The sequence below is a fragment of the Psychrobacter sp. ANT_H59 genome, assembly GCF_008369225.1.
Classification (GTDB): Bacteria; Pseudomonadota; Gammaproteobacteria; order Pseudomonadales; family Moraxellaceae; genus Psychrobacter; species Psychrobacter cryohalolentis.
In genome coordinates this window covers 42,501-62,270 of record NZ_VOBE01000004.1, presented here as the reverse complement: position 1 = coordinate 62,270, position 19,770 = coordinate 42,501, and the positions used below count along the sequence as shown (strand labels likewise).

The following is a 19,770-nucleotide window of genomic DNA, read 5'->3' as shown; positions in this document are numbered from 1 at the left end:
TTATTTTACTTAAAAAATGACTATGACAGATTTTAAGTGGTAGTAAATAAAATCGGCAACACACCTTGGTATGTTGCCGATAGAAAATACATTATTTAGCGCTACAAAAATGATCGATCAATATTTTTTGGCGTTAATTAAAACGCAAATTGATCAACATCCATGCTCATATACGGCTCAACACCAGTGCTGATACGCTGTACGTGAGTGGTGGTACGTGGCAACAGTTTGGCAAAGTAGAACTGCGCAGTTTTGACTTTCGCATTGTAGAATGCTTGTTCGCTACTACCGTTAGCAAGTTCAGTTTGTGCCACTAATGCCATGCGTGCCCATAAGTAGGCTAGCGTCACATAGCCGCTAAAATACATATAATCGACCGCAGCGCCGCCAACTGCATCTGGGTTTTCAGTGGCTTGCATACCGATGCGTGCAGTCAAATCACCCCATTCTTTTAGATGTTTGGCAAGTGGGCGAATAAACTGACCCATCTCATCGTTTTCTTTGTTTTCTTCACAGAATGTCTGGATGATTTTGACGAAGTTTGCAAGCAGTTTGCCTTGTGAACCCAATACTTTACGACCTAGTAGATCGAGTGCTTGGATTTCAGTGGTACCTTCGTATAAGCAAGCAATGCGCGTATCACGCACGTTTTGCTCCATGCCCCATTCGCTGATAAAGCCATGACCACCATAAACCTGTACGCCATGGTTGGCTGCTTCTAGACCAGTTTCTGTCAAAAATGCTTTAGCAATAGGCGTCAATAATGACAACATTTGGTCAGCAAATTTGAGCGCATCGCCTTCGCCTTTTGCGACAGTATCAGCAAAATGTGAGAGGTAATAGACTAAAGCACGGCCACCTTCAGCAAAGGCTTTTTCAGTCAACAGCATGTTACGAACCGCTGGATGTACAATGATAGGGTCAGCTACTTTTTCAGGGGCTTTAACACCAGATAATGAACGCATCGATAGACGATCTTTGGCATAAGTTAATGAGCCTTGGAACGCATATTCTGCTGCTGTCAAACCTTGAACTGCGGTACCAATACGCGCCACGTTCATAAAGGTAAACATGCACTGTAGACCACGGTTTTCTGGGCCAATTAGATAACCTGTTGCGCCATCAAAATTCATCACGCAAGTGGCTGAAGCTTTGATACCCATTTTGTGTTCGATAGAGCCACAAACGACGTTATTGTTTTCACCTAGGCTGCCATCTTCGTTGACCGTTACCTTAGGAACGATAAACAGTGAGATGCCTTTTGTACCAGCAGGCGCGCCTGGTAGACGAGCCAATACAATGTGAATGATATTATCCGTTAAGTCATGCTCACCAGCTGAAATAAAGATTTTTTGACCAGTGATGCTATAGCTGCCATCTTCTTTAGGCTCGGCTTTGGTACGGATAATACCTAAATCAGAACCTGCATGTGCTTCAGTCAAGCACATGGTGCCTGACCATTCGCCGCTGACCATTTTTTCTAGGTAGGTTTGTTTTTGCTCGTCTGTACCGTGATGCTCGATGGTTTGAATGGCACCATGAGATAAACCAGGGTACATAGAGAATGACCAGTTAGCCGTACCAACCATTTCATTAATGACTGTCGATAATGAAAACGGCATGTTTTGACCGCCGAAGTCTTCTTCAGCAGATAAGGCTGGGAAGCCAAGCTCACAATACGCTTTGTATGCTTCTTTAAAACCCTTTGGCGTGGTGACTTGACCATTGTCAAACTGGCAGCCTTCCGCATCACCACTTTGATTCAATGGTGATAGCTCATTTTCAGCAAAGCTTGCGGCCATCTCAAACAGACTGTCCATTAGCTCACGATCTGCTTCTTGGAACGCTGGTAAGGTTTTATAATGGCTTTCGCTGTCAAGTAACTCATGCATCACGAATTGGATATCACGTAAGGGTGCTTTGTATTGCATAACTTCCTGTCCTTTTTTGGTGTATGACCGACAGCGATGGGATGACTGTTGTAAGTCTGAGTTGCTAGTATCTTGCTGGCATGGAGTGTGTCTGCATTATTAACAAACAACGATACCGATCATATGAAATAACATTGAGAAAAGAATTAAGACCGTATCTGTAAATTCTTGGTAAAAGATAGGCGTTCACTGGAAAATATACAAGTTTGGAGACAATACTGATAAGTCATCAACCTATCTTGCATCCTATGTACAATATAGCCTACACGCTAAGCACGTTTATCGATATGGTAGAGGAACGATATGAGGATGTTTTATACTCGCTCTCTAGTCATTGTTATTTTTGGACAAATGTTGTTGCATTAACATGTTGGTTGTAACTTCAGCAGACATAGGTTTGCCAAACCAATAGCCTTGACCATACTGGCAACCCATCGCTAAGAGCAAATCGCGCTGTTGCTCATTTTCGATACCTTCTGCGATGACCTGCATATCCAGTGCTTCTGCTAATGCCAAAATAGCGTTAACAATGGCACGTTGAGTTTTGTCTGCGGTAATCTTAGAGATGAAACTTTTATCGATTTTAATGAAGTCAAAGGGATATTCTTGCAGATAACTCAAAGAAGCATAGCCGGTACCAAAGTCATCTAAAGCCAAGCAAACCCCTAGCGCTTTTAACGAATTTAGCTGTTCTTTAACATTAGAGTGGCGCTTCATCAAAGAAGATTCTGTCACCTCAATATGTAACTGGTGCGCTGCAATTTGATGCTGTGCCAGTAAATTACTGACCACATCAAAAAATTCTGGATTGCTGAATTCAGCGGCATCGGCATTGATACAGATATGTTGGTCAAAGCCCAAACTTTGCCAAATTTTTAGCTGCTCAGCGATTTGGGTTGCCACTTGAGAGAACAACTCAAGCGATAACTTGTGAGAGATAATAGCATCAATAAAATCAATAGGTTGCAGCAATCCGCGAATAGGATGCTGCCAGCGTACCAAAGCTTCAAAGCCTGAAATATCGCCTGTATCTAGGGCGAATTTGGGTTGATAATAGGCGACAAACTGACCTTCGTTAGTGGCTCTTTTAAGCTCATATTCTAATTGCAAATGATCAGCATTGAGCTCAATAAGGGATTTGTTATACCAACAGACATCGTCGCCACCTTGCTGCTTGACATAATTTAATGCTCTTTCAGCTTTGGTTAATAAGCCAATAAACTCATTATCATTTTCAGGATAGTAACTGACCCCGACAGAGACATGACAATACACCTTGGTATTTGTGGCTCCATTATCACTAATAAAGAAAGGACGCTCACACATTTGCATTAAAATATCTAGTTGATGGCGCACCATATTGGCATCACTACACTCAAACAGTAAAGCAAAATCATCACCGCCAAAATGAGAGAAACAGCGCAAACAACCAAGTTTCAGGTCTTTGATGCGTGTCACAAATTTTTTTATTAAGCTATTGATACCATCGGGACCTAGTAAGCTTGCAAGGCTGCGATAGCGATCAATATTTAAACGTACAATGATAACTTCTTGATAGCTATCCAGTAACAAATCGCTAGTTTGGCTCAAAAATACTTTGCGGTTAGGCAGTTCAGTTAATTGGTCGTAGTTTAACAAGTGTGCGACTTGTTTTTTATTTTTTACCACGGCAGACATATCTCTAACCATACCAACGTAATAAGTAGTATGACCTATTTTTATTTTTCGATAGGTCATATAACAATCTAGAAGCTCTCCGTAGCGATTTGGCATTGAAAAGTCGTTTTCATAAAAACCTTGACTGTCTAAGTGTTCAGCAATATCTACTAGAATAGATCTTTCTTCTTCTGATAAAAATTCAGCCGCGTATATACCAAGTGGACGCCCAAGTAAAAAATCTTCCGTATAACCGATCATGCGCTCATAAGTTGCATTGACCGATAAATAATACAAATTTGCATCCAATATAAAGATAGCATCTTCATATTGTTCACAAAGTTTGACCAATAATTGCTGTTTATCCGCCAGTGGCATTGGTGTAAAAGCAGTCATAAATGAACTCATAAAATAGAGGTAAATCGATAAAGAGAGCTTTTCGTATTGGCAATTAGCGCTGTTTTAATGTAATTAGTGCAGTTTAAAAAGATACAGTGCTACTAGGATAAATTTTTGAAGACTGTGGTGCTCATACGCATAGTACACAGCAAGCGAAATTTGTCTCAGTAAAACGCTATTTCATTTGTATTTCTTATTGTGAACTGACTATATGACGCTTTGTACTGCTACTAAGGATTGACACGTGGCAACAGCGCTTGCAAGGTTGCCAAGGCGACTACTGGGGCAGTTTCTGTTCGTAACACCCTTGTGCCAATTTGCCAAGGCTCAAAACCAACGTCTGCTGCTTGAGCGCATTCGTCAGTACTTAGGCCACCTTCAGGACCAATCAACAATTCAATATAAGGCACTGGTTGCTGTAATACAGTCAGTAGCGAATCAGGCATAGCAGGTTGTCCTGCCGCTGGTACACTAAGCTGTAGACGCAAATCAGCGGGTTGTTGTAATACTTGATAATAAGCATCCTGACTAAGGGTGGTAACCATAGAGCTGATAGTCGCTTCTATCTTCACAGGCGTGGTCGTTGTGATAGGCTTAAGCCAATCGTTAATGGGAATAGGCGCAATAATCAGCGGTGGACGGTTAAGACCGCATTGCTCACACGCGGCAATGGCAACTTGCTGCCAATGTGCCAGTTTTTTTTCAATTTGGGTAGGTTTTAGATTGACTTCACCATGATGACTGCTTAGCAATTGGATGGCAGTGACGCCAAGTTCGGTAGATTTTTGAATGGCATAATCCATCCGTTCGCCACGACTCATTACCAGCCCAATTTTGGTAAATATTGGTGCACTATTATCATTATTTGTGTGAGAAAGCAGGGTCACAGTCGCGTTTTTTTTACTGATGGTCAGTAGCTGTACCTGATATTCACCGCCAAAGCCATCAAACAAAACACCTTGGTCACCAATAGTTGCTCGTAATACACGGCACCAATGATGGACGATACTTTCAGTTAATTCGACGCTGGTACCGATAGGCAAGGTGCTAAGCTGAGGGTAGGTCGCAGCCTTTTCATTGGTAACGTCATTACTAATGTTGCTATTAGTGGCATAAAAGAAACGTCGCAAAATTACTTATTCCTATAATGAGGGTCATGATATTTTTCAATATCTTAGCAGAATATCATTTGAGTGGGTAAAGGGATTGTCAATAATGGAATTCGCATAACTGCAATTCCCATACCAAAAAAGACTGGCGCTCCTAGGAACGCCAGTCATTAAGTAATACATTCGGTAAATATTTAAGCAATCAAGCCTAAGGCTTGGACTAAGCGCTTGTTTGGCTCAACCTTATTCATGCTATAAAAATGCATGGCAGGTACGCCCTCGCTAATTAAACGCTCGCATAAACGGTAGACCACTTCAAAGCCAAACTCGCGAATCGCCTTACTATCATCACCAAAGTCAGCCAACTGCTTACGCACATAACGTGGGATATCGGCGCCACAGCTGTCAGCAAAACGCATCAGATTGCTAGAGTTGGTGATGGGCATAATGCCAGCAACCAATGGCTGTGCTACAGTATCAATACCGCGTTTTTCTAAGCTCTCGCGCAGATACAAGTAGCTATCAGCATTGTAGAAAAACTGGGTAATCGAAGCATTGGCGCCAGCTTGATATTTATTGACCAAGTTGTCGACATCAAGCTTAAAGCTACGCGCTTGTGGATGCATCTCAGGATAGGCGGCTACTTCGATATGGAAATGATCGCCCGAATGCTCACGGATGAACTTGACCAAATCTAATGCAAACGGCAGCTCACCCATGCCTACTTGACCCGAAGGCAAATCGCCACGTAATGCGACCAAGCGTTTGATGCCCAAGCTTTTGTAATGCTCAAGTAACTCGGCAATTTCACTTTTATCATCGCCAATACAAGACATATGCGGTGCAATATCAGTCTCACCGCGCGCGCATAAGGCTTGGACAATATCTAAAGTGCGGCTACGAGTTGAACCACCAGCACCATAGGTCACCGAAAAGTACGCAGGTGACAGCTTATTCAGCTCATCATAAGTGCTGAGGAGCTTTTCGTGTCCTTGCTCGGTTTTGGCTGGGAAAAACTCAAAGGAGAAAGCAGGCTTAGTCACAGTCTGGCTCCTTTTAGTATTTATAAGCGTCAGGCTTAAATGGACCTTCAACAGGTACGCCTAAATACTCAGCTTGTTTTTCAGTCAACTTGGTTAGCGTACCATTAAAGCCAGCAACCATCGCAGCGGCAACTTCTTCGTCTAGCTTTTTCGGTAACACTTTGACGTATAAGTTTTCAGTACGTGTATCAGCTGGCAAGTCAGCAAATTTTTCTTCATACAGATACATTTGCGCCAATACTTGGTTAGCAAATGAGCCGTCCATCACGCGTGATGGATGACCAGTAGCATTACCCAAATTCACCAAACGACCTTCAGCAAGCAAAATCAAGTAATCATTTTCGTCGTCTGAACGGAAGATTTGATGCACTTGTGGCTTAATCTCAACCCAGCGCCAGTTATCACGCATGAATTGGGTGTCGATTTCAGTATCAAAGTGACCGATGTTACAAACGACTGCACCAGGCTTAAGGGCTGCTAGCATATGTCTGTCACACACATGGTAGTTACCAGTCGTGGTAACAATCATGTCGGTATCTTCTAACAGACGCGTGTTGATGTTTTCTGCGCCGCCAGTGTTATCGCCGTTGATATAAGGTGACAATACTTCAAAGCCATCCATACAAGCCTGCATGGCACAGATAGGATCGACTTCTGACACACGTACAATCATACCTTCTTGACGTAAGCTCTGCGTAGAACCTTTACCAACATCACCATAACCGATGACTAAAGCACGGCGACCAGCAAGGAACATGTCAGTTGCACGTTTGATAGCGTCGTTTAAGCTATGACGGCAGCCGTATTTGTTGTCATTTTTAGACTTAGTAACCGCGTCATTAACGTTGATCGCTGGTACTTTAAGCGTACCTTTATTTAGCATTTCAATCAAACGATGCACGCCTGTTGTAGTTTCTTCTGAAATACCATGAATATTATCCAGCAATTCAGCATAATCATTATGAATCAATGCGGTCAAATCACCGCCGTCATCTAAGATTAAGTTAGCATCCCAAAGCTGACCTGATTCTTCACCACCAAGGTGGATTTGTTGACGTAAGCACCACTCGTACTCTTCTTCGGTTTCGCCTTTCCAAGCATAAACAGAGATACCAGCAGCAGCAATCGCCGCGGCAGCATGGTCTTGAGTTGAGAAGATGTTACATGAGGTCCAACGTACTTCAGCACCTAACGCGACTAGTGTCTCGATAAGGACCGCAGTTTGGATGGTCATGTGGATACAGCCAGCGATTTTTGCGCCTTTAAGCGGTTGATCAGCTTCGTAGCGACGACGCAATCCCATAAGGGCAGGCATTTCAGCTTCGGCAAGGGTGATTTCACGGCGGCCGTAATCAGCTAAGCTGATGTCGGCGACTTTATAGTCAGTGAAAGAGGGATTGATCGTATGGGCAGATGGGGTGTTAGACACTGCGTCCATAATATGCTCCTATCAGTGGTTAAGGTATGATAAAAAGAATAATAACGCAGGTGCCGTTGTTATGCTGTCAAAGACTGGAATAACCAGTATCAGACAGTTTACCGAGCCTAACATGACGAATTAATCAGCTTAGTTTGTTTATAGAGCGTAAACGTAACCATCAATTCATATGGTGCAACACCTCTCGGAGGTCGTTATTGTAATTGATGATAGATAATTTGTCACCTATTGGCTGATATAAATGCTGGGTGCTTAAGTTCTAAATTACATTCTTGTACGCATAAAATTTAGTAAATAAACATAAAAAAAGGCCATCGATTGATGACCTTTTCTCATTCAAATGGATACCAGTTCAGTGTGATTCTAAATCACCCTAGAACCAATTATAGGTTAAAGAGCCGAAATAGCTAGTGCCTTCTGTGGCATATTCATTACCGAATTGACTGGCAAGGGTATAATCCTCGTCAGTAATATTATCCACACGCAAGTTAGCGCGAAGTTTAGGCGTAATATAGGCGCTGCCACTTAAATTAAGCAAGGTGTAGCTATCCAGTTTATTATTTTCGGCAGTATTTCTATCATCCGTATGTTTGGCTTCAAGACGAACATCGAAAGTAGGTTGTTGATAACCAACATAAATCATACCGCTGTTTTTAGGACGGTAGGCAAGCTGTTGATTATAGCTGGCGCTATTTGTAGTTTTGTCCTTCGCATCTAAGTAGTCATAACCGAGACCAAATGTAAAGGCATTTATATTCCAGTCTGAGGTCAAACTTAATCCTTTGATTTTCGCTTCACTGATATTTGCCGCATTAGAGATCAGGTCTTCTGCATCGGTGTAATAGCCTGTCAATCGTGACGTTTGAGCCTCATTAGCGTATTCAACGAATACTTCCGTGTTCTCAGTTCTTTCAGGCTTTAGGTTGGGGTTGCTAAAACCAGGCCAGTATAAGTCATTAAACGTGGGTGCACGAAAACCTGTGGCATAGTTGGCACCAATTCGCATGCCAGCCAACGGGCGTATAGCTGCTCCTAAATTGTAGGTGCTCTCCTTACCATACTGCGAGTTGTCATCTATGCGATAGTTTGCTTGCAGGTCGTAATAAGACTCTGACAATTGATAACCAACAAAGGCACTTTTGACCGTTCTGTCGTCAGGGTCATAAGGGGTTTGCACGGCAGGATCAGGATAACCTGAAAAGTCTAAAACATCTGAGGCGTCTAGTTTTTGTGACAACCATTCTGCGCCAACAATTATAGTACCAGGTTGCGCGTTAATACTGGTCTCTAAACGTGCTTGCTCTTGCGTGGTATCGTACTGACTGCCTTCTTGATAATTAATAGAGTTGGCATCATGAGAAGTGGATTTGTCGATACTTTGACCATAGATAAGTTTGCTGACCGTCAAAGGCGTTTTGTATTGAAGATAAGCATTTGCACTGCCGTTCTTTTGATCTGAATAGGCATTTGGAAACGCGTTTCCTGCCGAGTCAATATCAGTGGTGGAGTCGGTATACAATGCACTTATTCCCGCGCTTAACGAGTCTGATAGCTTATGTTGCAATGCCAAGCTGGCATTGGTAGATTTAAAGCCATCATCGTCCGCGTTATAGTCAGCCGAGCTGCTATTGGCAATTGCGTTAAATCCGTCCGTTTCGTTGCGACTGACACCTAAGCTCAATGATGAGGTTTCATTTTTAAGCTGACCTGTTATACCGACTTGGTAGTGATTGTTACTACCATAACCAACGGTCGTAGAAACATTGGATTGTTCTACATTATTGCCCTTGGTAAATATTTGGATGACCCCGCCCATGGCATCAGATCCATAAATACTAGAACCAGAGGCACCGTATAAAATTTCGATGCGATCAATTTGGTCTGCGGATAACAAGTTCAGAGATGGACTGCCTAAAGAGATAGAGCTATATCGTATCCCATCGATAAGCACCAATACTTGCTTACTATCAAAGCCGCGCATATAAAAATTACTGGCTGTACCCATGCCGCCACTTTGGGTAATATTGATACCAGGCTGATTTTTTAGTACATCAGTGACGTTTTGACCTCGATAACGTTGTAGCTCTTCTTGATCAATGACACGAGTCTGAGCAATGACATTGCTGGTTTTAGTCGGTGTACGAGTGGCGGTGACTACAATTTTATCAAGCTCAACTTGTGGTAGCTCGCTATCACTGATGATATTGACATCAGCAGCGGCGTTAGCGCTCATAGCAAATGCGCCAAATGCGCTTAAAAGACACAACCGCAGATAAGTGGTTGAAGATGAACGTGATAAAACCATGTTGAATTCCAAATTAATCAAATAAAGAAGTTACAGAAGTGAAATCTGAGCAGCTAAAAATTACAAAAAGTAATAAATAAAATACATGGCGTTATTATCTATAAAAGCACCTCATTTATAAACCACTTTCACCTAATGTTTATTCATCATAGGATGAATATTATTCACTATTAGCTATCTTTGATTGGTTTAAGCAAGGGACAAGCTATTTATCATTTTTTTGTTCACTAGTGATATTTTTGACCATCATAATTGTTATTATAGATCAGATTTTCCCCGTTTTTCGTTATGCCATTCATAAAGCCATGAGGTTTGTTTTGTTTATTAAACATCGTCTGAATACCACTGCCGTGCCATCTTTATCGATGTCATTGATGAAATTACCATTAATCGTGATAACACTACTCGTTGCTATGGCACTTAGTGTCCTCTCGCAGCCTAGTGCGTTGGCAGCTGAGACGAGCATACTGGGTGTGGGTGGGACTAAGACTGAGGAAGGGGATGGCACATCGATACCTGATTCATTCGGACGCGATACGCCTCGGCATACGGTGCAAGGATTTATTGCAGCATTGGGTGAAAATGATTATTTGCTGGCGAGTAATTACTTAAACCTATCTAAATCCGATAATCCCACAACCATTGTAAGACAGTTCAAGCAAGCCCTCGATGCAGGTGGTCGTTTTCAGGCTGATTTGCAGATTAATAATACGCCAGAAGGCAATTTGACCGATCAGCTACCGCCAAGCCAAGAAAATGTAGGTGTCATCAAAGTCAGTGATGCCAGCATTCCTCTATTACTTGAAAGAGTGGTGTCAAAAGAAGGTGAGCAATATTGGCAGTTTTCTACCGATACACTCAGCTCAATACCAGAGGCGATAGAGAACTATGAGCCGACTTTGGTTTCTCGTTATACCATTGATTCTTTAGAAGGCAAAAAGCTTTTTGGTTATCAGTTGGCTGATTTGGTAGCCGCTTTAATGATGACTATTAGTAGCTTTTTGTTCACCTACATCGCAGTATGGCTACTGTATCATTTATTAGAAATCACTTACCCTCGTGTCCGTGATGTGCCGCTACCATTGCCAGATAAAGTGATATTGCCGCTAGCGGTGGTGATTATGGCGCTGATTTTATCTGAGGTGATGGTTTATGCGGGCGTGTCAGTGACCCTGCGCGAGCCTGTCAACCGTTTCGCTGAGATTGCTTCGTGGGTGGCGATAACGTGGTTGTTATTACGCATTATCGATGCATTATTTACCCGTGCAGTGAACTTAAGCTATAAGAAAAACTATACTGAACGGGTCTCAATTTTGGGGCTACTACGCAAAGTCGTCAAAGCACTGCTATTGATATTTGCAGTCATCGTCACTTTTGGTAACTTGGGCTTTGACTTAACGACGGGTATTGCGGCACTAGGTGTCGGTGGTTTAGCGTTAGCATTAGGTGCGCAAAAGACCATCGAAAACTTAGTCGGTAGTGTGGTAGTAGTGGCAGATTCGCCCGTACGTATCGGTGATTATTGTAAGTTTGGTACCTATGAAGGCACCGTCATCGATATTGGTATTCGCTCATCGCGCGTGCGTACTTTGACTCGCACTATCGTCACAGTACCTAATGGCGATTTTTCATCGATGCAAATTGAAAACTTTACCTCGCGTGATATGTTCCGCTTTTTGCATCAGCTGTATATCAAGCGTACCGCTGATATTGATGTTGTGTTTAAGATGGTCAAGCACTTGGATACGTTTTTGGATGAGCATGAATTAACCAATCAAGAATGGAACCAAGTCAACATCTTAGAGTTGCGTCAAGATTGTTATATTATTCAATTGCAAGCCTATATCAATGCCACTGGTATCATCGAATTCTATGAAAAACAAGATGTGTTATTCGTTGATCTATTAATGCAAGTTAGAAAGTATGATGTAGAGCATGCCCTGCCAACACAGCAGCTGATTGTTAAGCAACCAGAGCTTCAGGCTGAATTAGATCATGAAAGTAAAGAAGGCGAGACGGTTGACAAGAAAGCTGATAAAAAAAATGCTGCTGATGATAAGCCTGAAGCCGTTAATTTAAGCAAAGATGTGAATGCTGTTGATGATGAGCAGACTGCAGATAAACCCAAAGATGGCTTAAAAAAGGATATGATCGGCAATAGATACAAACGCATTCATAAAAATCGTGGTTATAATTTAGCAAAACTAAAGTTCAAGCAGGTTAAAAAGAGTTTTAGATTTCCTAAAGTATGAAGCATTTAGTAAGATAGCCTATTATAAAGGCACTTCTTTTCTATTATTTAGCCAGCCGTAATGTGACCATAGTAGTAAGCTAGCAGCACTCCGATGTGGCGACCAATCTTTGGTCGCCATCTTTAATTGTTTTGGTGTTGGACGTTCTGCTAGACCTAGCAAATCCATCGCTGCGACTTTAATCGCCAAGTCATCGACCGCCAGTACATCAGCTCGTCCTAAAGAGAATAATAAGTACATTTCAGCCGTCCAACAGCCAATACCAATGACGGCAGTGAGTATCTCAAGCACTTCTTTATCACTTATGGTGGTTAATGCTTCAAAGTCGATATCATGTTCAACCAATGAGCGCGTATAACGAATTTTTTGCTTAGATAACCCCTGTGTTCGCAATATATCATCTTCTACCTGAATAATCGTTTGCGGTGAGGTGAGGTTAGCATCAAGCAGTTTTTTCCAAATGCTGGAAGCCGCCGCTACAGATAGCTGTTGACCAACTATCGCTCTCATTAGCTGCTCAAAGCCGCCATTATTACGTCTTAAGTCTGGAGCACCTACTTGCTCATAGATAGGAGCAAATTTTGGTTCAATAGCAATAAGTGCATCGATGTGAAGTTTGAGCTGTTCATTATTTTCAATTGTTTTAACGGTTTCGATGTTTTTAAGACTTTTAACGGTTTTTATTATTTCAGTATTTTGTAGGTCTATGAGAAACTTGTCCTAAATAATTAAATCTACCTACTGAATATAGGTTAAATACAGCTATAAAAAAAGACTGCTTATTTGCAGTCCTTTTTTGTTCTTAAACCAAAGAGCTTACTCGCTATCAGGCTTATTCTTTTTTAATAATACCAATACAGCGCCATTGCCACCATCTTTTGGCGGGGCTGAGCAAAATGCCAACACTTCTGGTAATTGACGTAACCAACCGTTGACGCAAGTTTTTAGAATCGCTTCACTACCTTTACCATGGACGATTTTTACCGATGTTTCATTGTTTTGCTTTGCTTGGCTGAGTAATTGAGTCATTGCTACACGCGCTTCTTCAATAGTGCAACCATGAATATCTACAGCATCATACCAACGCAATTTACCTTGTTTTAGCTGGGTAAAAATTTTGTTTTGTAGGGTAGGGTTTTTATAAGATAAATAGGCTTCACCAGCAACAGGGTTCAATAAAGCCTGCATATCTGATAAACCAGCGCCCAAGTCGCTTGCTTCGCCACCTTGAGCGGCTGCACGTTTAGACAGTGTCGCTGCATCAGGCTTTTTGGCTTTTGCTGCATTGGCAGGTGAACGCACGTTTTTATCGTCGAGTTGATTGACACCATTCATTGCTTGCATGAACAAGACTTTATCATCATCAATATGTTCGCTATCCATCTGTTTGACGGTTTTTTTAACTTGCTTTTGAGTCAATAGCGAGACAGGCTCAGTGGGCTTACCGTCGTCGCCATCAGGTGACACGGTATCACGACCTTTACTCAATTGACCTTTAAGCTCTTTAAGTTGGTCCTGCATTTCTTTTGAAAATAGAGAGTTTGACATAATAATTAATGTATCGTTGGTTAGTGAATAAATGATTAATTGAGTAAGTAATAAAGATAATGACTATTTTCATAGTAGCTTTATCTAAACTATCTCACTTACTTTACGCCTGTGCTGCGACGCTCGCAAGTAAGGATTGTAATGCTTGTCCAGGATGATCGGTTTTCATAAATTGTTCCCCGATTAAAAAGTGCTGAATATTATGGCTTAGCATCATGCGGATATCGTTACTGCTGTGAATGCCACTTTCGGTTACGATGAGCGGTCGTAGCAAGCTATCATTAGGGTTAGCAGAAAATGCATCATCAATAGCAAGCTCGCGTAATAGGGCGTTCTTTAAATCAAGTGTCGTCTGCAAATCCACATCAAAGGTATTTAAGTCACGGTTATTGATACCGTAGATATTGTGCTCTGAATGTGGCAGTTGTAGGGCACGTTCAAGCTCTTCTGCCGTATGCACTTCTATCAACACATCCATACCAAGCTCGATGCTAAGCGCATGTAGCTCTTTCGCCTGTACGTCATCAAGGCACGCCATAATCAGTAATATACAATCTGCACCAAGTAAATATGACTGATAAATCTGATAGACATCAATCATAAAATCTTTACGTAATATCGGCAGATCACAAGCTTCACGTGCTTGGACCAAGTAGCTATCATCACCTTGGAAGTAATCGCGATCTGTCAATACAGACAGACAGCTTGCGCCTGATTGCTCATACTGCTTAGCAAATAAAGCTGGCGCAAAGTTGTGATTGATAATACCTTTAGAAGGTGAGGCTTTTTTTATCTCAGCAATAATACCGATATTAGCGGCGCGCAAGGCACTGGCAAAACCGCGACGAGGTTGTTTATCTGCCGCGACTTTCGCTTGTAAGTCCTCAAGTGATAACAGATTACGAGCAGCAGCAACCTCTTCATGTTTGGTAGCAACAATACGTTGTAATACTGAAGGAATATGTGAGCCAACTGTTTTGTTAGTAGTCATGGCGGTATCCAAATATGGTTAAAGATAAATAGTCTATGATGGCTAGGTTTATGTACTTATAAGTTAAGCATTGGCTGCCAATTGCTGCGTATATTGTGCCAAAGACTCAAGCTTCACTAAAGCCTCGCCATTTTGGATAATTTTTTGTGCTCGGCTCACACCGTTTGGATAGTTGCTCGCAAGTCCTGCAGTATATATCGCTGCGCCTGCATTTAACGCAATCATATCGCGCGCTTTAAGCACTGATCGTTCATGTGTCTCTGTGCCTGACAAAGCGGCACGTATTAGCTCGAGGCTTTGCGCTGGTGAGTCAACATCAAGCCCAATCAAGGTTTGTGAATCAATACCTGCATCCTCTGGCATCATATCATAGACAGAAATTTCACCATCTTTTAATTCAGCCACCGTGGTCGAGGTTGCGAGACTTATTTCATCCAAACCATCTTTTGCACCGACGACCATCACATGGCGCGCGCCTAGATTTTTCATGACCTTTGCTAAAGGTTCACATAATTGCGCGGTAAAGACGCCAATCACCAAATTGGGCGTACCAGCAGGGTTGGTGAGTGGACCTAAAATATTAAAAATCGTTCTAGATTTTAGCTCACGGCGTACTGGATTGGCATAACGCATGGCGCTATGGTGGTTTGGCGCAAATAAAAAGCCAATACCTTGGTCTTCGATACAGGCTTGCGCTTGCTCAGGCGTCAGCGATAGACTGATACCAGCTTGCTCAAGCAAGTCCGAGCTACCAGATTTGCTTGAAACACCGCGGTTACCATGTTTGGCAACTTGTGCACCTGCTGCTGCTGCTACCAACGCTGCCGCTGTAGAGACATTAAATAAGTTGGCACCATCACCACCTGTACCAACGATATCGACCATATAGTCACAGTCTTTTGGGGCGATATTTGACGCTAATGCACGCATAGCACTTGCTGAGGCAGTAATCTCATCGATTGATTCGCCTTTCATACGCAGACCGGTCAAAATAGCACCCATCATGGCATCACTACATCTGCCTTGCATGATGATTAGCATCACTTGATACATCTCATCAAAGGTCAGATCAATGTGTTGAAAAATCCTACCTAATGCGGTGGTTAGTAGCTCATGGATACTGTCATCTGACAACTGATGGATATCTTCTGGCGTACGGGTTACGTTTGAAAGTACATTCTGCAAAGGAGCAGTGGTCATCATATTCTCACTTATTATTATTTTAAATTTTTAGATAATTTCTAGCGGCTAGCCTACCTGTGGCAAGTTATCGGTGTCTATAACAGCCAAATGATGCGCTCGTAAAAAGTTATTAAGCAGCTGATAGCCGGCCTCACTTAAAATAGATTCAGGATGAAACTGTACCCCTTCAATGGCAAAGTCACGGTGACGAATACCCATGATTTCTTCTATACTGCCATCGATATGTTGTGTCCAAGCAGTGACTTCAAAGCCTTCTGGTAAGCTTGATTTATCAATGACCAGTGAATGATAGCGGGTAAACTGTGCAGGATTGGGTAAATCCATAAACACACCCTCTCCATTATGGTAAATAGCGGATAAGCGTCCGTGCATCACTTCGCTTGCTTTGACTATGTTACCGCCAAACGCCTGTCCAATAGCTTGGTGACCCAAGCAGATACCCAGTATTGGTATCATGTGTTTAAAAGTATCAATCAATTCAAGTGAGATGCCGGCGCTATCAGGGGTGCAAGGTCCAGGACCGATAACGATGACGTCAGGCGCAAGCGCTTTTATTTCCTCAATGCTAATCTCATCATTACGACAAACGGTGATGTCCTGCTGCAATTCACCGAAGTACTGTACAATATTATATGTAAAGCTGTCGTAGTTATCGATCATCAGAATCATGAGGGCTTCAACTTATTGAGATGTTTACTGTTGGCATTGATTAATAAATTTGTATGACAGTTTGCTATGTCACTTAATGTTAAAGATTTTATGGCATTATTATATTAACATTATTTTGTCGTCTATCAAATGTGATGATTCTATAGATTGAATGTCGATAGATAAAAGTATGTTTAATCGTTAATGGAACGGCAACTTGGCACCATTACCGCTGCTAAAAAAAGTATATTTTCAAAAAATATTTATAAATGTTCTACTATGGTGCACATGCACTAAATATATTCTTACTGATGCACTATTATGATGCTTATATTATGATATTGAATCATCAATATTCATTGCTAGAAGCAAATGTGAGACAATATTTTTTCTGGAAAATTAGTCTGTATTTTATTTAACTAACTGTATTTGTTAGTAATAAATTAAAAATATGATGACCTAGAGTAATGAAACTAGCTAGGTTGGCATGGCTGTTGCATCTTCCTAGCATACAAGTATCTTGTATTGCCTTGCAGCACAAACTATTTATCAATCGGCGTCTGAAGAGTGCAACATTATTAGCGAGATATTGCTAATATAGCAATTGCATTTGTCTGATTGATAAAAATGTGTCATTAATAATAAAGACAGATACTGGCTATTAGTATGAATAACGAGTAAAAACCGTTATCTTCAACCTCAGCACTGTTTAGTAATACAAAGCCATTACCATAATTTCAGTACCATGATAATCACTAGGGAAACTATCTATGTCAAATAAACTACTTGATCTGATCAAATCATCCAACGCTAAATGGGTTGATTTCCGCTTCACTGATACCCGCGGTAAAGAGCATCATATGAGCTTTCCAGCTCATAGCGTTGATGAAGAATCGATGGAAGATGGCAAAATGTTTGATGGCTCATCGATTGCTGGTTGGAAAGGGATTGAAGCATCAGACATGATTTTGCGTCCTGATCCTGATACGGCGTTTATTGACCCATTCTTTGATGCGGTTACGGTTGTTGTGACTTGTGATATCATTGAGCCATCAACCCTACAAGGTTATGACCGTGATCCACGCTCTATCGCGCGCCGTGCTGAAGAGTATTTAAAATCTACCGGTATTGGTGACACTGCCTATTTTGGTCCTGAGCCTGAATTCTTTGTGTTTGATGAAGTAAAATGGTCTGTGGGCATGTCTGGTGTCAGTCATGAAATCGTCGCTGAAGAAGCCGCTTGGTCAACTAATAAAGACTACGAGTGGGGCAACATGGGTCATCGCCCACGTGTCAAAGGCGGTTATGTACCAGTGCCACCGGTTGATAGCGCACAAGATATGCGTACTGTCATGTGTGATCGCATTGAAGATATGATTGGTGAAGGTTGTATCGAAGTCCATCACCATGAAGTTGCGCCTTGTCAGTTGGAGATTGGCGTTGCTTTTAACACCCTAGTACGCAAAGCAGATGAAGTGCAAAAACTCAAATATGCCGTACATAACGTTGCTCATCAGTTTGGAAAAACAGCAACCTTTATGCCAAAGCCTATCGTTGGTGATAATGGTTCTGGTATGCACGTCCATATCTCAATCTCAAAAGATGGTGTCAATACTTTCTCTGGTGATGAATATGCGGGCTTGTCTGAAACGGCATTGTATTTTGTCGGTGGTATCATTAAACACGCTCGTGCACTTAATGCGATTACCAATCCATCAACCAACAGCTATAAGCGCCTTGTGCCACATTATGAAGCGCCTATCAAGCTTGCGTACTCAGCATCTAACCGTTCAGCGTCTATCCGTATTCCGCACGTTAGTAGCCCAAAAGCAGTGCGTGTTGAAGCACGTTTCCCTGATCCAGCAGCCAACCCATATCTAGCGTTTGCGGCGTTGTTGATGGCTGGTATTGACGGTATTCAAAACAAAATGCATCCAGGTGAAGCGGCTGATAAAAATTTATATGATTTGCCACCAGAAGAAGAAGCACTAATCCCAACGGTCGCTGAAAACTTAGAAGTGGCGCTACAAGCACTAAAAGATGATCATGAGTTCTTATTAAAAGGCGATGTATTTACCAAAGAGATGTTAGAGGCTTATATTGCTCTAAAACAAGAAGAAGCACAGCGCGTCAACATTACTGTACATCCAGTAGAATTTGACTTATATTACAGCTGCTAATTTGTCGTTAAAAATTTAAAAGCTCAATAAAAAACCAGTTAAGTAGATCTTAGCTGGTTTTTTTTGCTCTTGAATATCTATGTTGACTGAGCTGACAAAATTTCTGTGCAGAGGATACTGCTTTAATATGAAAAGTAACGCATAATAGTTTCATCTATATAATAATAAGTATCTATTAGGCTGACTGACTATGACTCTATTATCAAAAAGTAATCTTTTGAATAAAAGTGTGACTTTAAGCCTGCTGACGGGTTTTATAGTTAGCACGGCTAGTCTTTGGATGCCTGTTGCAAATGCCGCTGCTATTTATAAAGTCATTGATGAAAAAACGGGTCAAGTCACCTTTACCGATCGCCCGCAGAACTACGAAAATAAACCGGGCAAGAAAATTAGTGAAACTTCTGTTATAACGGACACTCACTCTACGTCCAATAATGCTACTAATAACAGCACCGCAGTAGATAGTAATCCTATTGCACCTGCTAAGCCAATGGTCACTAGCAATGCAACACCGCCAGCGATGGCAAGTGCTTCAAGCGCAATTCAAGCACCACGCGTCAGTTATCAATTAACGATGATTGAGCCTAGCGAAGAGCGCGCCTATCGTCGTCCGGCGCAAAGTATCGTGGTCACTCTACAAATTAAACCTGCACTACAAGTAGGAGATAGTGTGAGTATTACGCTTGATGGTAATGAGGTAGCCCAAGGTTTAAGTGCCTCAATTTCTACGGTTGATATCCTACCGGGCTCTCATGTTATTCATGCTATGATTAAAAACGCGAAAGGGCAGACGTTAAAGCAAATATCACGAACTGTTTATGTGATTCAAAATACGCAGACATTGCAAAATAATAAAAAAATTGCTGAGCAGCTTTTGGCTTATCAGCGCTTGCCTTGGCATCAAAAGGTGTTGTTAAAACTGCGTCAAGATGGCAAACAGCCTAATATGCAAACCTTTAATAAACCACAAGTAGACACACCTATGACTCTTGAGCAACCAGCTATAAATTAGCCTATGATGAATAATGTTATCTAAAAAATAAAGGCAATCACTGATATCAGCGATT

Annotated in this window: 14 protein-coding genes; 3 read left to right on the top strand and 11 right to left on the bottom strand. The window is 41.7% G+C overall.

Annotation, left to right across the window (positions count from 1 at the left end):
- Nucleotides 1–137: 137 nt before the first annotated feature.
- From FQ083_RS07830 to FQ083_RS07805, 6 genes are all read right to left on the bottom strand, one after another.
- Complete coding sequence (locus FQ083_RS07830; RefSeq protein ID WP_149409458.1) at nt 138–1,931, bottom strand: acyl-CoA dehydrogenase C-terminal domain-containing protein; 1,794 nt, start codon at nt 1,929–1,931, stop codon at nt 138–140.
- Between the two features lie 327 nt (nt 1,932–2,258).
- Nucleotides 2,259–3,983, bottom strand: a complete 1,725-nt coding sequence (locus tag FQ083_RS07825) for a putative bifunctional diguanylate cyclase/phosphodiesterase (protein ID WP_262881025.1) — start codon at nt 3,981–3,983, stop codon at nt 2,259–2,261.
- A gap of 233 nt (nt 3,984–4,216) precedes the next feature.
- Nucleotides 4,217–5,116 (bottom strand): 16S rRNA (uracil(1498)-N(3))-methyltransferase, encoded by a 900-nt coding sequence (locus FQ083_RS07820; RefSeq protein ID WP_149409456.1) that lies wholly within the window; start codon nt 5,114–5,116, stop codon nt 4,217–4,219.
- Between the two features lie 173 nt (nt 5,117–5,289).
- Nucleotides 5,290–6,138: a methylenetetrahydrofolate reductase gene (locus FQ083_RS07815; RefSeq protein WP_149409455.1), complete on the bottom strand. Its 849-nt coding sequence runs from the start codon at nt 6,136–6,138 to the stop codon at nt 5,290–5,292.
- 13 nt (nt 6,139–6,151) lie between these two features.
- A complete protein-coding gene (ahcY, locus tag FQ083_RS07810) occupies nt 6,152–7,576 on the bottom strand; it encodes an adenosylhomocysteinase (protein WP_149409454.1) in 1,425 nt (474 codons plus the stop codon).
- A gap of 373 nt (nt 7,577–7,949) precedes the next feature.
- Entirely contained in the window at nt 7,950–9,809 is a 1,860-nt protein-coding gene (locus FQ083_RS07805) for a TonB-dependent receptor (RefSeq protein ID WP_262881022.1), read from the bottom strand.
- 377 nt (nt 9,810–10,186) lie between these two features.
- On the opposite strand from FQ083_RS07805, the gene FQ083_RS07800 reads away from it, so the two are divergent.
- Entirely contained in the window at nt 10,187–12,133 is a 1,947-nt protein-coding gene (locus FQ083_RS07800; protein WP_149409672.1) for a mechanosensitive ion channel family protein, read from the top strand.
- A gap of 21 nt (nt 12,134–12,154) precedes the next feature.
- Here the strand turns inward: FQ083_RS07800 and FQ083_RS07795 are convergent, their stop codons facing one another.
- The 5 genes from FQ083_RS07795 to FQ083_RS07775 all read right to left on the bottom strand — a co-directional run bounded on the left by FQ083_RS07795 (nt 12,155) and on the right by FQ083_RS07775 (nt 16,544).
- Complete coding sequence (locus FQ083_RS07795) at nt 12,155–12,643, bottom strand: DNA-3-methyladenine glycosylase family protein (RefSeq protein ID WP_262881018.1); 489 nt, start codon at nt 12,641–12,643, stop codon at nt 12,155–12,157.
- 306 nt (nt 12,644–12,949) lie between these two features.
- The gene (locus FQ083_RS07790; protein ID WP_011513775.1) at nt 12,950–13,681 is read right to left on the bottom strand and encodes a Smr/MutS family protein; all 732 of its coding nucleotides are present in this window, start codon (nt 13,679–13,681) and stop codon (nt 12,950–12,952) included.
- A 103-nt stretch (nt 13,682–13,784) separates the two neighbouring features.
- Nucleotides 13,785–14,672, bottom strand: coding sequence for an indole-3-glycerol phosphate synthase TrpC (gene trpC / locus FQ083_RS07785; protein ID WP_149409451.1), 888 nt, complete (start codon nt 14,670–14,672; stop codon nt 13,785–13,787).
- Between the two features lie 63 nt (nt 14,673–14,735).
- Nucleotides 14,736–15,875, bottom strand: a complete 1,140-nt coding sequence (gene trpD / locus FQ083_RS07780) for an anthranilate phosphoribosyltransferase (protein WP_011513773.1) — start codon at nt 15,873–15,875, stop codon at nt 14,736–14,738.
- Between the two features lie 45 nt (nt 15,876–15,920).
- Entirely contained in the window at nt 15,921–16,544 is a 624-nt protein-coding gene (locus FQ083_RS07775; protein WP_149409450.1) for an anthranilate synthase component II, read from the bottom strand.
- Nucleotides 16,545–17,293: 749 nt separating this feature from the next.
- Here FQ083_RS07775 and glnA point away from each other — a divergent pair.
- Entirely contained in the window at nt 17,294–18,703 is a 1,410-nt protein-coding gene (glnA, locus tag FQ083_RS07770; RefSeq protein ID WP_011513771.1) for a type I glutamate--ammonia ligase, read from the top strand.
- Nucleotides 18,704–18,893: 190 nt separating this feature from the next.
- Complete coding sequence (locus tag FQ083_RS07765) at nt 18,894–19,715, top strand: DUF4124 domain-containing protein (RefSeq protein ID WP_149409449.1); 822 nt, start codon at nt 18,894–18,896, stop codon at nt 19,713–19,715.
- Nucleotides 19,716–19,770: the final 55 nt, after the last annotated feature.

Bases quoted from the DNA above. Each gene is read 5' to 3' on its own strand.
- FQ083_RS07830 (WP_149409458.1), bottom strand. From the start codon at position 1,931: ATGCAATACAAAGCACCCTTACGTGATATCCAATTCGTGATGCATGAG.
- FQ083_RS07825 (WP_262881025.1), bottom strand. From the start codon at position 3,983: ATGACTGCTTTTACACCAATGCCACTGGCGGATAAACAGCAATTATTG.
- ahcY (WP_149409454.1), bottom strand. From the start codon at position 7,576: ATGGACGCAGTGTCTAACACCCCATCTGCCCATACGATCAATCCCTCT.
- FQ083_RS07805 (WP_262881022.1), bottom strand. From the start codon at position 9,809: ATGAGCGCTAACGCCGCTGCTGATGTCAATATCATCAGTGATAGCGAG.
- FQ083_RS07800 (WP_149409672.1), top strand. From the start codon at position 10,187: ATGAGGTTTGTTTTGTTTATTAAACATCGTCTGAATACCACTGCCGTG.
- FQ083_RS07795 (WP_262881018.1), bottom strand. From the start codon at position 12,643: ATGAGAGCGATAGTTGGTCAACAGCTATCTGTAGCGGCGGCTTCCAGC.
- FQ083_RS07790 (WP_011513775.1), bottom strand. From the start codon at position 13,681: ATGTCAAACTCTCTATTTTCAAAAGAAATGCAGGACCAACTTAAAGAG.
- trpC (WP_149409451.1), bottom strand. From the start codon at position 14,672: ATGACTACTAACAAAACAGTTGGCTCACATATTCCTTCAGTATTACAA.
- trpD (WP_011513773.1), bottom strand. From the start codon at position 15,875: ATGATGACCACTGCTCCTTTGCAGAATGTACTTTCAAACGTAACCCGT.
- FQ083_RS07775 (WP_149409450.1), bottom strand. From the start codon at position 16,544: ATGATTCTGATGATCGATAACTACGACAGCTTTACATATAATATTGTA.
- glnA (WP_011513771.1), top strand. From the start codon at position 17,294: ATGTCAAATAAACTACTTGATCTGATCAAATCATCCAACGCTAAATGG.
- FQ083_RS07765 (WP_149409449.1), top strand. From the start codon at position 18,894: ATGACTCTATTATCAAAAAGTAATCTTTTGAATAAAAGTGTGACTTTA.